The sequence below is a fragment of the Aquimarina sp. AU474 genome (assembly GCF_900312815.1).
In the GTDB taxonomy this organism is placed as follows: Bacteria; Bacteroidota; Bacteroidia; order Flavobacteriales; family Flavobacteriaceae; genus Aquimarina.
This window is the reverse complement of record NZ_OMPE01000009.1, coordinates 176,735-191,444: the sequence shown is the minus strand read 5'-3', so window position 1 is coordinate 191,444 and position 14,710 is coordinate 176,735. Positions and strand designations below refer to the sequence as shown.

Genomic DNA, 14,710 nt, shown 5'->3' with positions numbered 1-14,710 from the left:
TTAAAGTTTTAGATAGAAAGTAAATTTGAAGGAGATATTATCCTCAAATCGGGGGAGGTGATATGCTCCATATCGATAGGCAAAACTTAATCCAAAACCAGCAAATAATTTATTGATTTCAAAACCCGATTCTTGATAGAGATCCTGCAAAGAGGTAAATGTAACACCTTGGTGATTTTCAATATTACTAACATCACCTATAGCATACCTAGTAATAAATACTACTTCTGGTTTAAACCAACTGGTTATTTTAACAGGTTCGATTCTGTGTTTTATTTGTAGAGTAGCTAATCTATCACTAAAAAATTCTCCAAAAAACATAGTTTCAAAAGTTCTTCTGCCGGCAACAGAGAACCGTTGTAATACAGTTTCTTTTGTTGGAGCATTAGGATAAGCGTGATATAAGTGTGTTAATGGAACGTCTCCGTTCGCAATGTCAGCCTCTAATAAAAAACTGGTACGAGATTGATTGATCCGAGTAATCACATACTCGGCCTTAACACCAATTTTGCTATAGCTAAAATTGCTGTCAAAAACCCCTTTAAACCCTTGAGTATATTGGGCAGTGATTTTTGGGTAGCCATCATATATTTCTTTAAGACCATTAGGTGTTTTTAAAAACTTGCTAAATGGACTCCATCGTAATGCTAATGTAGCTTCTGCAGTTTTATATGCAGAAAACAATTCGTTATTGTTTAAAAATTGATATCCACCGGTTTGATTAATACTACTCGCTGATAATTGAGTTTCAGAGAGGAGTTTGGGAGAGATCTGGTGTTGTAAGCTAGTACTCCAGGTTCTATGTTTGTAATAAAAGTCGATATTTACTAATCTTGGTTCGAATAAAGAATATACCCTTCTATCAGTGAGGTAAAGAAAACTACCAACTTCTTTAATGTCATCGGTATAGTTAACGTTAAACCACGAACTCGAATTTTTATCGACCATAACGCCGCCGCCAACACCAAATTTGGATTTTGAATCTCTGAATCCATAAACCAAATATCCTTCTACTCTAAATCGATTAGAAAACTTAGAGTTAGTTAACCCTCCCAATCCAAGTCTTAACCCTTCAAAGTTGTTGTATTTTATAGGATAGGTGAGGTCAAAATCAAAAAAGCCAACAGGGTAGTATCCAATATTAAAACTTTGAATAACATTAATTCTACGTTTAATGTTTTGAGCTTTTACAATACTGTCAACAATTGGGAATGAATTTAAATCTTTTTCAGTGATCGCACTGGTACGATATTGACTCCAATATGCTTCGGTTCTATGATTAGCTTCGGGATCAATTTTTATCGCTGGTTGATTTTGTTTTATTTGCGGTACATTGTTCAATGTGATTTCAAACAAATCAGTTTTAGATATCAAGAAATCATTATTTCCCGTAAAACTTTTTTGGTCGATGCCGAGCCTACCTACAGATATCTTACCGCCAAAGAGATTTACTTTTTGACGACCATTTCCAGGACGTATAGTGATTTCTTGGCTTTTTGGAAACCAAATATTCTCTTTTGAGAAATGCTCGAAATCATGTTTGGCCATAACATTAAGCTCTCCTCTAAGTTCAATAACTGCTTTTTGTACGGCTAAAGTTTTTATGTCGATATAAAGCACACCTTCAAGACTTGCATACTTTTTTGACTTTCTTGGTTGAAAAAGAATAACAAAAGCGGGTCGTTTATCCTGTGTTGTAGTTAGTATTTTGTAATAATAATTTCTGAGTGCTCTATTGGATAATGGTCCAATAAATTTATCATTAAATATTGTATAATCTTCGTTGTATAAAGAGTTGGACTGTACTTTGATGCCTAAAACGTTGTAAACTGGTTCTTCAAAACCAGTCATTCGGGTAGCCAAAACGGTCTCTTTTTCTTCTATACCTTGATTGAACTTATGGCCACTTATTTTTTCAGATAAAAATGAATGTGCATCGTTAAATATTCGTTCTATATCGGTGCTGGTGGTATCTTGAGTGCTTAATTTAGCCTGATTGTCTTCGGTGATTTTAAATTTATTGTAACTTTTGTAAGAATAGCTTTTTAATGATCTTTTTGGGTCATTTTTCCTTTTTCGTTGTATAGCCTCTCGTATTATTTTTGAAGCTACATTCTCTTTGCTGTCTACTTTAACAGTATCAAGACTCTCTTCTTCAGGGCTTAATTTAATTGTGATTTTCCCTTTATCTTTGGCGTGAACTACAATTGTTTTGGATTGGTACCCTAGATAATTTATAGTAAGATTTGCAGGAGAAGTTTTACAGCGTATAATAAACTCACCATCAACAGATGTTAGTGCATATGATAATTCATCCGTTTTAATGGTAGCAAAAGGAAGAGGTTGATTGGTCGTTTCATCAATAATAACACCTCTAATGCTAATTTGAGCTATAGTGACAAAGTGTAAAAAAAGAAATAAACAAAAAAATTTGTTTCGCATTATACCGACGACGTTCAAAAAGACGAAGATACAAAAAAGCGTTTCCAATTAGAAAACGCTTTAAGATATTATTATGGATAGCTTAAGAGATTTAAACTGTCATGATTTCTGTCTCTTTGTTTGCAAGCATTTCATCAATCTTTTTAATATAGATATTGGTCATTTCTTGGACATCTAACTCCGTATTTTTGGCCATGTCTTCAGATAAACCATCTTTTTCTAATTTTTTGATTTCGTTATTCGCATTTTTACGATCATTTCGTACACCAACTTTAGAATCTTCTGCTTCCGCTTTGGCTTGTTTTGCCAGATCTTTACGGCGCTCTTCTGTTAACGGCGGCACATTGATAATAACACTTTCTCCATTGTTCATTGGATTAAAACCGAGATTGGCAACCATAATACCTTTTTCAATTTCGGGAATTAAAGACTTTTCAAAAGGCTGTATTGAAATAGTTCTTGCGTCTGGTGTACTTACGTTTCCTACCTGATTTAATGGTGTTGGAGAACCGTAATATTCTACCATTACGCCCCCTAACATTGCTGGTGAAGCTTTACCAGCTCTAATGTTAAGTAATTTTTTTTCTAAATGCCCTATGGCAGCCTGCATAGATTCTTTAGTAGAATCCAGAATAAAATTTATTTCTTCGTTCATTGTTTAATTCTTTTCTTTTGACTAATCAAAAAATAAGCCAATATGATTAAAGGTTTACTTGAGTACCTATTGATTCTCCAGAAACTACTTTTAAAAGGTTTCCGGCTTTGTTCATATCAAAAACTACTATTGGTAACTCATTTTCTTGACTTAATGTAAACGCTGTGGTATCCATTACTTTTAATCCTTTACGCAATACATCATCAAATGATATAAAATCAAATTTAGTAGCATCTGCGTTTTTTTCGGGATCGGATGTGTAAATTCCATCCACTCTAGTTCCTTTTAAAATAACATCGGCATTAATCTCAATAGCTCTAAGTACTGCGGCAGAATCTGTTGTAAAATACGGATTTCCGGTTCCTCCACCAAAAATAACAACACGACCCTTCTCAAGATGACGTAAAGCTCTTCTCCTTATAAAGGGTTCGGCTACTTCATTAATTTTCACTGCCGATTGTAACCTTGTAGGGATCTCAGAATCCTCTAGAGCACTTTGTAATGCTAAACCATTAATTACAGTTGCGAGCATACCCATGTGGTCTGCTTGAACTCTATCCATTCCTTTGCTGGCTCCGGCTACACCTCTAAAAATATTACCTCCACCAATAACAATAGCTACTTGGACTCCTTTTTCTGTAATTTGTTTGATTTCATTTGCATATTCGGCTAGCCTTTTTGGGTCTATACCGTATTGGCGATCACCCATAAGGGCTTCTCCAGATAGTTTAAGTAATATTCTTTTGTATTTCATTGCGATTTTGAACTGTGGTGCAAATATAGGGATATTCTTAATTTAGAAAATACTTTAGAAAATAAAGGTGTTTTTTTTCGTTTTGATGGCGAATTGTTGAAGTTTACTGTAGATAATCAAAAAAAGGGTTTTTTTCCCCTGTACTAGGTATTGATTGGCTTCGAATTATGTTATACGTTTGCCTCAGGAAAACAAAAAAAAGTGCTGGGGATGAGAAATATTTTTTGTTATAGGTCTTTAATTTTAGATCAATGGGGGTTGATCTTTAATAATGGGGGATAAGATCTTAGGGAAATTTAAGATTTTATAATATAAAAGGTCTTGTAAAAAATATTTCAATAAATGAAGAAGAAGAAAAAAACCGCTTCCATTATGGAGGCGGTTTTTTTATTTTCGCATATGGCGAAGAATATGTTTATGTTTTGGAATTAACCTAACATTACTCTTTTAAAATCTGTTACATTAACGTCTCCATATGATTCAACATATTTTGAAACATTAATTTTTTCATCTTTAATAAAGTCCTGGTCTAGTAAACACTGCTCTTTATCAAGAGTTGTGTTATCTGAAATAAAACGCTCCATTTTTCCAGGAAGAATTCTATCCCAGATTTGTTCAGGTTTACCTTCAGCTTTTAATTCTGCTTTTGCATCATCTTCAGCTTTTGCCAAAACTTCAGGAGTTAATTGAGACATAGAAATGTATTGAGGTACATTTTTAAGTGTCTTACCCAAACGACCTAATTCTTCATTGTCTTTTTCGATTACAGCAATCCTTGCTTCAGTTTCTGAAGCAACATAAGCTGGATCAAAATCTTTGTAAGAAAGTGTAGTAGCTCCCATAGAAGCAATCTGCATAGCTAGGTCTTTTGCTAATACATCAGCTTTATCTGTTTTTGAAGATAACCCAACAAGTGCAGCAATTTTATTTATGTGTACATATGAACCAACGTAAGGAGCTTCAAGCTTAGAAAATGCATTGATTTCTAATTTTTCACCAATTACACCGGTTTGCTCAACTAGTTTTTCAGCAACAGTCATTCCTCCAAAATCTGCGGATAAAAACTCTTCTTTAGAAGAATAGTTTAATGCAAGATCCGCTAATTGATTTGCTAAGGCAACAAAGCTCTCGTTTTTACCAACAAAGTCTGTTTCACAACCAAGAACGATAGATACGCCTGCAGTATTATCTGCATTTATTTTTGCAATAGCAGCTCCCTCAGAAGACTCACGATCTGCTCTCTTAGCAGCTACTTTTTGCCCTTTTTTACGTAATACATCTATTGCTTTGTCGAAATCACCTTCGGCTTCTACAAGTGCTTTTTTGCAGTCCATCATTCCTGCACCTGTTGCTTTTCTTAATTTGTTTACTTCTGCAGCGGTAATCTTTACCATGTCGTTTAAATATTTTAATGTTTTGTTTAAAAAAACAAGTCGCTTAATTCATACTACAAAAGTAAAGAACCAAACGACTCGTCTATTTTATATTAAAGTTAAGCTTCGCTTTAAAAAACTAAAACTTAATCTCTAAAGATTGGTAAACAGTCAATCTGTTTATTCTTCCTCTTGCTTTGCATCTTCTGCTACTTCTGCCACAACTTCGGCTTTTGGAGCTGGCGCTGCTGCTTCAGCTTTTGGAGCTGGTGCTGCTGCTTTAGCTTTTGGCGCTGCTTCAGCTTTTGCAGGAGTTTCTTTCTTAGGAGCCTCTTTAGAAGCTTTTCTTTCGCTTAACCCTTCAATGATAGCATCGCTAACATAGGTCATTACTTTATCGATTGATTTAGAAGCATCATCATTTGCAGGGATTAGATAATCTACTTGACGTGGGTCAGAGTTTGTATCTACCATTGCAAAAATTGGAATGTTTAATTTCTGAGCTTCTTTAACTGCGATATGTTCACGAGTGATATCAACAACAAATAATGCACCAGGTAAACGAGTCATGTCAGAAATAGAACCAAGGTTCTTTTCTAACTTAGCTCTTAAACGATCTACCTGTAAACGCTCTTTCTTAGAAAGTGTATTAAAAGTACCGTCTTTCTTCATTCTATCGATAGCTGCCATTTTTTTAACTGCCTTACGAATAGTAACAAAGTTAGTAAGCATACCACCAGGCCATCTTTCTGTAATGTATGGCTGATTGGCTTTACTTGCTTTTTCGGCTACGATTTCTTTTGCTTGTTTTTTAGTCGCAACAAAAAGGATTTTTCTGCCGGACGCTGCAATCTTTTTTAAAGCCTCACTAGATTCTTCAATTTTTGCAGCAGTTTTATATAAGTTAATGATGTGAATACCATTACGCTCCATATAGATATATGGTGCCATGTTTGGATCCCATCTTCTTGTTAGGTGACCAAAGTGTACACCTGCATCAAGTAATTCTTTTACTTCGATATTGTTTGCCATTTTTGTAATAGTTTACGTTCTGTTGAATTAGCAATACACAAGTGGCTACGTTTGTACGGCCTTGCGCATTTAGATGCTAAACTAACCCCTCAATTAATTGAGGTAACAACAAATACTGTTTTAATAAATTAACGTTTAGAGAACTGGAATTTCTTACGAGCTTTCTTCTGACCGAATTTCTTACGCTCTACCATTCTTGGATCTCTGGTCAATAAACCTTCTGGCTTAAGAATAGATCTGTTTTCTTCATCTAACTCGCATACTGCTCTAGATATAGCTAAACGAACTGCTTCTGCTTGTCCAGTGATTCCTCCACCATATACGTTTACAGTTACATCGTATTTATCTTCATTGCTTGTTAAAGTCAATGGCTGATTTACTTTGTATTGTAAAGTTCCAGTAGTGAAGTAGTCATTAAGGTCTTTTTTATTAACCGTAATTTTTCCAGAACCATCTTTAAGATAAACTCTAGCTACAGCCGTTTTTCTACGACCAATTTTGTGAATAACTTCCATTACTTAACTTCGTTTAAGTTAACAGTTTTAGGCTGCTGAGCATCTTGATTGTGTTCTGCTCCTGCATATACCTTTAAATTGCGAAATAAAGCTGCTCCTAATTTGTTTTTAGGTAACATTCCTTTTACCGCTTTTTCGATTAAACGCTCTGGATTCTTATCGAATAATTCCTGAGCAGTAAGACTTCTTTGCCCTCCAGGATATCCAGTATGACGGATATATGACTTATCTGTCCACTTTTTTCCTGTTAAGTTGATTTTTTCGGCGTTTGTAATGATAACATTATCACCGCAATCAACGTGTGGGGTAAAGCTAGGCTTGTGCTTACCTCTTAGTAGAATAGCTACTACAGAAGAAAGACGTCCTAAAGTCTGTCCTTCAGCATCTATATGCAACCATTCTTTGGTAACGGTTGCTTTATTAGCAGATACTGTTTTGTAACTTAATGTGTCCACACTAATTAATTTTTACTTATTAAACATTCCTTTTCCTATATAAAATAGGGGTGCAAATGTACAATTATATATTTATATAGCAAACAGCAAGTTGATATTATTTTTATTGGATGATGTATTGGTTTTCAGAGAGATCTATGTAGGGGATAATTATTCTTTGATTTTGCCCGAAGTTGTGGGTGAATCCTGTTAATTTTTTACTAAAAAACAAAACAAAGTGTGACAAACTTGGATAATTTCTGTCATCTTAGATATATCAATCATCAAACAAACTAATCATCATGAAGTATTTATGCCATATATTGGTACTATTTCTGTTTCCTGCAATCATTATTGCTCAAGATTCTACAAGTACAGTTACAAAAAGAATTTATACCACCAAACCATTACAAAATAATGAAGCTCCTACAATCGATGGGCTGATTAACGAATCCAGTTGGGACTTGGTAGAGTGGACTGGGGATTTTATTGAAAATCAACCAGACGAAAATACTCCACCCACACAGCAAACCAAGTTCAAAATTGTATACGATCAAAAATATCTTTACGTAGCATATCGATGTTATGATACAGAACCTGATGAGATTGAAAAAAGACTGTCAAGAAGAGATGGTTTTGCAGGGGATTGGGTAGAGATTAATTTGGATACGTATCACGATAAACGTACTGGCTTTTCTTTTTCAATAACTGCGGCGGGAGTGAAAGGAGATGAGTTTATCTCTCGTAATGGGAATAATTGGGATAGTAGCTGGAATCCAATTTGGTATACGGCTACTAATATAGATGACGAGGGGTGGACTGCAGAGATTAAGATTCCTTTAAGCCAAGTAAAATTTGGAAAAAGTAAAGAGCAAATATGGGGACTTCAAGTAAACCGAAGATTATTTAGAAAAGAAGAAAGATCTGTTTGGCAACGTATTCCTCAAGATGCCCCGGGATGGGTAAGTGAATTTGGAGAACTACATGGTCTTATCGATATAGAACCTCAAAAACAATTAGAAATTCAACCTTTTGCAGTAACACAATTCGATACGTTTCCTACCGAGGAAGGGAACCCTTTTAGGGATGGAGAAGAATTTAAATTAAATGGAGGTTTAGATGCAAAAATAGGAGTTACTAATGATCTTACATTAGATTTAACAGTAAATCCTGATTTTGGACAAGTTGAAGCCGACCCTGCAGCAATAGCACTAGATGGTTTTCAAATTTTCTTTAGAGAACAAAGACCATTCTTTGTAGAAAATAAAAATATATTCGATTATCGATTTGCCAATGGGTTTGATAATGTTTTTTATTCTCGAAGAATAGGACGTAATCCTCAAGGTTCAATTAATACTTTGGATGGGGAATTTGTTGATCGACCAAGTAATACTACAATTTTGGGAGCAGCAAAATTTAGTGGTAAAACTAAAGATGGCTGGTCTATTGGTGTTCTAGAAAGTGTAACCGAAAGAGAGATTGCTAAAATCGAAGATGAAGATGGAAATGAGAGAAAGGCAATTGTTGAGCCTTTAACGAATTATTTTGTGGCTAGAGCTCAAAAAGATTTTAATGATCGCAATACATATATAGGGGGAATCATTACAGCTACTAATCGTGATTTGGGAGATGCTTTTGAAATCGATGAAAACAATCCTGATACTGATGAGACATCTGAACTTTTGGGAACCCGAGAAAATAATTTAAATAGTTTAAGGAAATCTGCTTACTCTGGCGGTTTAGATTTTAGGCACAATTGGAAGGATAGAAAATTTTATATCGAAGGTAATTTTGTGACCAGTCATGTTGAGGGGTCTAAGGAAGCTATTGAAGAAACTCAAAATGAACTTACCCATCTTTTTCAGCGTGTAGATGCAGACCATGTTCGTGTTGATCCTAATAGAACTTCACTTACAGGTACTGGAGGTAAGTTAACTGGAGGTAAATCAGGTGGTGGACGTTGGAGGTATAATGCTGGTATTTTTTGGAGATCGCCAGAATTGGAACTTAACGATATAGGTTTTTTAAGACAGGCAGACGAGATTAGACAGTTTGCTAATATTAGGTACTTATTCTTAAAACCTACTAACTTTTATAGGAGAGCAGAAATTTTTGCCGAACAATTTTCGACCTTTGACTTTGAGGGCAATTACAACCGTATTCAGTATTTTATACGAGGAGAAATTAATTATAAAAATAACTGGTGGACCGAGGTTGGATTTGGACATAAACCTAGAATTTTTTCGAACACGATTTTACAAGGAGGTCCAAGATGGCGTTTTTCTGACGAGAATTTTGCTTTTTTGTTCTTTGGTTCGGATAGAAGAAAAAAATTCAATTTTACCCTGGGATACGATGGATCAAGAGCTAATCAGAAAAACTTCTCTTTTAATAGGTATGTTGTTCGATTGAATTATCAACCAATTAATGCTTTGAGTATATCACTTAATCCACAATTTCGACAGAATCCTAACAAAACTCAATATGTAACGGAAGCTGATTTTAGTGGGACACCAAGATATATAACCGCTAATATTGATCAGCAAACATTAAGTGCTAGTATTCGATTAAATTATAATATCAATCCTAATCTTACGATACAATATTATGGAGAACCTTTTATATCTAGAGGACGGTATAAGGAATTTAACTATGTGAATAATCCAATAGCCAAAGATCTTAGTGAGCGTGTTACTTTGTATGATGAAAATCAGATTTCATTGGCAGATGATGTGTATTCGATTGATGAAAATAGAGATGGAACTGTAGATTATACAATCGACAACCCTGATTTTGCATTTGTTCAATTTCGTTCTAATTTGGTGTTACGGTGGGAGTATATCCCAGGGTCCGAAATCTTTTTGGTTTGGTCTCAAGGGGTAACCGGAAGTGGTGATCCTGGAGATCATTTGTTTAGGAGTTTGAATACTCAGATTTTGGATCAACAACCAGAAAACACCTTTTTGATTAAGGCTACCTATAGGTTTGTGCTATAAGTTTTTTAAAAAGTTTTATAAAACATATATTGCGGCACTCTAGATTGTCGCAATATGAAATGTTTTTATGTTATTCTTTTAGTGCTTGTTGTGTCTTGTAATACATCTAAGCCAACAGAGAAAACTACTGTAATTGATTCTAATAAGGAAGCGCTTGAAATTTCCTCAAAAGATTCATTGTCTTTTTTCTTGGATCATTATGATAAGTTTTTTGCAACTAACTTTAATGTTTCAGAATGCCCAGGTGCCGCAGTAGTGATTGTTAAAGATTCTACAGTTGTGTACAAGAAAGGATTTGGAGTAAAAAAGATTCATACTCAGGATTCTGTAGATGTACATTCTGTATTTAGAATTGCTAGTTTGTCAAAAGGAGTTACAGCAGTACTTGCGGGAAATATGGTTGATCGTAATGAGCTTAAGTGGGATCAAAACGTTAAAGAGTCTGTTGCCATTTTTGATTTAAGAGATAGAGAACAGGCAAGTAGACTTAAGGTGGATCACTTATTGTCTCATACAACAGGAGTATACCCTTATACATTTACAAGACTTATACAGCAAGGAATGTCTCTAGAGCAGATTGTTAAGAGTTTTAAAAGAAAAGGAGTAGTGTCTAAAGAGGGAGCTGGTTACGGATATCAAAATGCCATGTTTTCGGTTATTGAAAAAATAATGGAAAATCAGACTCAAAAAACCTTTGATTTACTTCTTAAAGAACGAATTTTTAACCCTTCAGGAATGAAAACTGCTTCGAGTACTTTTCTGGATATAAAAAATAATGATAATGTAGCGTTTCCGCATTCTTATAATCATTATTCAAAAAAATATAGATTAGATAATCTACATAAAAACTATTATAATGTAGCTGCCGCAGGAGGTGTTAATGCATCAATTTCTGATATGGGCGAGTATTTAAAAGTGCTATTGGGATATCGCCCTGATGTAATTTCTAAAAAAAGATTAAGTGATATTTTTAATCCTGTAATTTGTACCAGCCAAGAAGATACGTATGTTAATTTATGGGATGGTGTTACCGATTCTTATTATGCCATGGGTTGGCGTATTCTGGATTATAGAGGTCGCAGAATCGTATACCATGGTGGTAACGTAAATCAATATAAAACACAATTACTGATTGATCCGGATAACAAGATTGCAATCTGTGTTTTGTTTAATGGCCCTAACCCGTTTAATGGCCCCGTAATGCCAACTTTTTTGAATTACTATGATTTTTATAAAGATATGAAGAAAAGAGCGCAGTAATTTTGCATCTCGTTTTTCTTTTAAATTTATATTTAATGTGCCTCAAGCCAATTATCGCCCAATCCAAGATCTATATCTAATGGAACCGCCAAAGTGTAGGCATTTTCCATCTCGGTTTTGATTAATGTTTTGATTTGTTCAAGTTCAGGTTTGTATACATCAAATACCAATTCATCATGTACCTGCAAAAGCATTTTGGTTTTATAACCGCTTTCTTTTAGTTTTTTATGGATATTGATCATTGCAATTTTAATAATATCTGCTGCACTTCCTTGTATAGGAGCGTTTACTGCATTTCGTTCTGCCGCACCTCTTACAATTGCATTGGCTGAATTGATGTCTTTTAAGTATCTGCGTCTTCCTAAAACAGTTTGTACGTATCCATTGTCACGAGCAAAGTCAACTTGTTCACTCATGTAATTACGTAGCTTAGGGTATGTTTTGTAATAGGTGTCTATTAACTCTTTTGCCTCGCTACGAGAGAGACTTGTTTGATTACTTAATCCAAAAGCAGAAACACCATAAATAATCCCAAAATTCACTGTTTTTGCGTTACTACGTTGTTCTCGGCTTACTTCATCGATGGCTACATTGAATACTTTTGCTGCAGTAGAAGCATGGATATCTTCTCCGTTTTTAAAAGCTTCGATCATAGTTTCTTCTTCACTCAAGGCTGCGATAATTCGTAATTCTATTTGCGAGTAATCCGCAGCTAATAATGTGTATTCTTCGCTTCTGGGAATAAACGCTTTTCTTACTTGTCGCCCTCTCTCAGTTCGTATAGGGATGTTTTGAAGGTTGGGATTATTAGAGCTTAAGCGCCCTGTAGCAGCAACTGTTTGCATATAATCAGTATGCACTCTACCGGTGTTTTCGTTGACCTGGGTAGGTAAAGCATCTACATATGTGCTTTTTAACTTCGATAAACCTCTAAAATCTAATATGTTTTGGATGATTTCATGATCTTTTGCCAAGTATGATAATACATCTTCTGCAGTAGAGTATTGTCCAGTTTTCGTCTTTTTGGGTTTGTCAACTAATTTCATTTTTTCAAATAAAATTACGCCTAACTGTTTTGGGGAAGCAATATTAAATTCTTCTCCCGCTTCAGTATAGATTTTACTTTCTAGGCTCTTTATATCGCTATCCAAATCTTTTGATAATGATTCGAGAAACTCTCTATCTAGGTTAATTCCTTCTACTTCCATGTCTGCCAAAACTCTTAGCAAAGGGATTTCTATGTCTTCAAATAAAGAAACTGTTTTAGCTTCATTAAGTTCTGGTGCAAAATGCTCTTTTAGCTGAAAAGTAATATCTGCATCTTCTACGGCGTATTCGGTTTGTTTGTCTAAAGGAACTTGTCTAAAAGAAAGTTGATTTTTACCTTTTTTACCAATTAACTCTGTGATAGAAACAGGGGTGTAGTTAAGATACGTTTCGGCTAATACATCCATGTTATGTCTCATATCAGGATTGATAAGGTAGTGCGCCAACATAGTGTCAAATAGCTTTCCTTTTACTTCTATATTGTATTTGGCTAATACTTTAATGTCATACTTTAGGTTTTGCCCTATTTTAGAAATTTCTTCCGATTCAAAAAATGGGCGTAATTGCTCTATTAATTCTTGAGCTTCATTGCGATCTTCGGGGAAGGGGATATAGAACCCTTTACTTCCTTCCCATGAAAAAGCAATGCCAACCAACTCTGCAGTAAGCGCATTTAATCCTGTAGTTTCGGTATCAAAACAAACACTGTTTTGTTTTAATAAATTTTGCAAGAACAATTTCATGGCCATACCAGGAGTGATACTTTGATAAAAATGTTCTGTATTCGTAATTGTTTTTCTGTTTGAGAAAGATGTTGATTCATCTGCCGCTTGATCATCACCACCAAATAGTGAAAACTGACCTGCACCTGCTGCTTGAGAGGTTTTCTTTTTAGTACCTGTCGATATAGCTTCTTGTGGTGTTGATGGATCTTCTTTAGAAAATATTTTAACAAACTGATCTGTTAACCTTCGAAATTCAAGTTCTTCAAAAATAGTTCTTACTTTTCCTTCATCAGGAGCTACAAGTTCATAATCTTCAGCATTAAAAGTCACATCACAATCTAAAATAATTGTGGCTAATTTTTTTGATAGAAGTCCTAGTTCTGCATTAGCTTCTACCTTTTCTTTCATTTTACCTTTTAGCTGATCTGTATTTGCCAAAAGCCCTTCCATAGAACCGTATGCAGCTATAAATTTTTTGGCGGTTTTGTCACCAACACCAGGCAATCCAGGTATGTTGTCAACGGCATCACCCATCATACCCAGATAATCAATCACCTGTTCTGGGCGTTCTACTTCAAATCTTTTTTGAACCTCTGGGATACCCCAAATTTCAATACCATTTCCCATTCTGGCCGGGCGATACATAAATATATTTTCTGACACCAATTGTGCATAATCTTTATCAGGAGTTACCATATACGTTTGATATCCTTCTTTTTCGGCCTGTTTTGCAATTGTACCAATGAGATCATCTGCCTCAACTCCAGCACGTTCAATTATCGGAATGTGCATTGCCTTTAGTATTTCTTGAATTATGGGAACAGCAATTTTTATAGCTTCAGGAGTTTCATCGCGATTAGCTTTATACTCTGGGAATATTTCTAATCTGTCTTTACTTCCTTGTTTGTCAAAAGCAACGGCCAAATGATCTGGTTTTTCTCTTTTGATAACATCAAATAACGAGTTTACAAATCCCATAATTGCTGATGTATCCTGACCTTTGGAGTTGATTCTTGGGTTTTTTATTAACGCATAATACCCTCTAAAGATTAGTGCGAAAGCATCAAGAAGAAAAAGACGTTTTTGTGACATAATACGAGTTGAATTTTTAGAAACGCAATATAAAAAGAAGATCGCTTAATAGCTTAAAAAACTATGATAAATACAAATAAGAAATGCCGTCAAGACCTGACGGCATTTCGCCCCAAAATAAAATTGATAACAATGTATCAACTGCTATAAATACGATAGTAATTTTTTATATATAATAATAGATGTTTATTATTTAAGTTCCTATTAAAGAGGAATTATTCTCCGAAGTTACAAATAAAAATGTTAGTTCCGAAACAAATTATTAAGATTTATCATTTTATAATCACCCATATTAACGGAATTATAGGATTTAAATTGTATATCGTTAATTTTTACTTAAAAATAGTTGCAGATTAAAAAGGAGAGATAGCTTTGCTTTGTTAAT

Annotated in this window: 10 protein-coding genes; 2 read left to right on the top strand and 8 right to left on the bottom strand. The window is 34.6% G+C overall.

What is annotated here, in order from left to right; all coding sequences use genetic code 11:
- The 7 genes from DK508_RS14570 to rplM form a co-directional block, all read right to left on the bottom strand.
- On the bottom strand, positions 1-2,442 hold the full coding sequence (locus DK508_RS14570) for a DUF5686 family protein (RefSeq protein ID WP_109301524.1): 2,442 nt from the start codon (positions 2,440-2,442) through the stop codon (positions 1-3).
- A gap of 91 nt (positions 2,443-2,533) precedes the next feature.
- Positions 2,534-3,097, bottom strand: coding sequence for a ribosome recycling factor (gene frr / locus DK508_RS14565; RefSeq protein WP_109301523.1), 564 nt, complete (start codon positions 3,095-3,097; stop codon positions 2,534-2,536).
- Positions 3,098-3,143: 46 nt separating this feature from the next.
- A complete protein-coding gene (gene pyrH / locus DK508_RS14560; protein ID WP_109301522.1) occupies positions 3,144-3,851 on the bottom strand; it encodes a UMP kinase in 708 nt (235 codons plus the stop codon).
- 428 nt (positions 3,852-4,279) lie between these two features.
- Positions 4,280-5,245, bottom strand: coding sequence for a translation elongation factor Ts (gene tsf / locus DK508_RS14555; protein ID WP_109301521.1), 966 nt, complete (start codon positions 5,243-5,245; stop codon positions 4,280-4,282).
- Between the two features lie 159 nt (positions 5,246-5,404).
- Positions 5,405-6,256 (bottom strand): 30S ribosomal protein S2, encoded by an 852-nt coding sequence (gene rpsB, locus DK508_RS14550; RefSeq protein ID WP_235016417.1) that lies wholly within the window; start codon positions 6,254-6,256, stop codon positions 5,405-5,407.
- A gap of 128 nt (positions 6,257-6,384) precedes the next feature.
- A complete protein-coding gene (gene rpsI, locus DK508_RS14545) occupies positions 6,385-6,771 on the bottom strand; it encodes a 30S ribosomal protein S9 (protein WP_109301520.1) in 387 nt (128 codons plus the stop codon).
- Positions 6,771-7,226, bottom strand: a complete 456-nt coding sequence (gene rplM / locus DK508_RS14540; protein ID WP_109301519.1) for a 50S ribosomal protein L13 — start codon at positions 7,224-7,226, stop codon at positions 6,771-6,773. The genes rpsI and rplM overlap by 1 nt, the downstream gene beginning before the upstream one ends.
- 281 nt (positions 7,227-7,507) lie before the next feature.
- Between rplM and DK508_RS14535 the strand changes: the two genes are divergently transcribed.
- Entirely contained in the window at positions 7,508-10,201 is a 2,694-nt protein-coding gene (locus DK508_RS14535; RefSeq protein ID WP_109301518.1) for a DUF5916 domain-containing protein, read from the top strand.
- 54 nt (positions 10,202-10,255) lie between these two features.
- A complete protein-coding gene (locus DK508_RS14530) occupies positions 10,256-11,461 on the top strand; it encodes a serine hydrolase (protein WP_109301517.1) in 1,206 nt (401 codons plus the stop codon).
- A 32-nt stretch (positions 11,462-11,493) separates the two neighbouring features.
- On the opposite strand, the gene polA is transcribed toward DK508_RS14530, so the two are convergent.
- Positions 11,494-14,328, bottom strand: coding sequence for a DNA polymerase I (polA, locus tag DK508_RS14525; RefSeq protein WP_109301516.1), 2,835 nt, complete (start codon positions 14,326-14,328; stop codon positions 11,494-11,496).
- Positions 14,329-14,710 lie beyond the last annotated feature (382 nt).

Excerpts from the sequence above, each read along its gene's own strand:
- DK508_RS14530 (WP_109301517.1), top strand. The coding sequence starts at position 10,256 with ATGAAATGTTTTTATGTTATTCTTTTAGTGCTTGTTGTGTCTTGTAAT.
- tsf (WP_109301521.1), bottom strand. The coding sequence starts at position 5,245 with ATGGTAAAGATTACCGCTGCAGAAGTAAACAAATTAAGAAAAGCAACA.
- rpsB (WP_235016417.1), bottom strand. The coding sequence starts at position 6,256 with ATGGCAAACAATATCGAAGTAAAAGAATTACTTGATGCAGGTGTACAC.
- rpsI (WP_109301520.1), bottom strand. The coding sequence starts at position 6,771 with ATGGAAGTTATTCACAAAATTGGTCGTAGAAAAACGGCTGTAGCTAGA.
- DK508_RS14570 (WP_109301524.1), bottom strand. The coding sequence starts at position 2,442 with ATGCGAAACAAATTTTTTTGTTTATTTCTTTTTTTACACTTTGTCACT.
- frr (WP_109301523.1), bottom strand. The coding sequence starts at position 3,097 with ATGAACGAAGAAATAAATTTTATTCTGGATTCTACTAAAGAATCTATG.
- pyrH (WP_109301522.1), bottom strand. The coding sequence starts at position 3,851 with ATGAAATACAAAAGAATATTACTTAAACTATCTGGAGAAGCCCTTATG.
- DK508_RS14535 (WP_109301518.1), top strand. The coding sequence starts at position 7,508 with ATGAAGTATTTATGCCATATATTGGTACTATTTCTGTTTCCTGCAATC.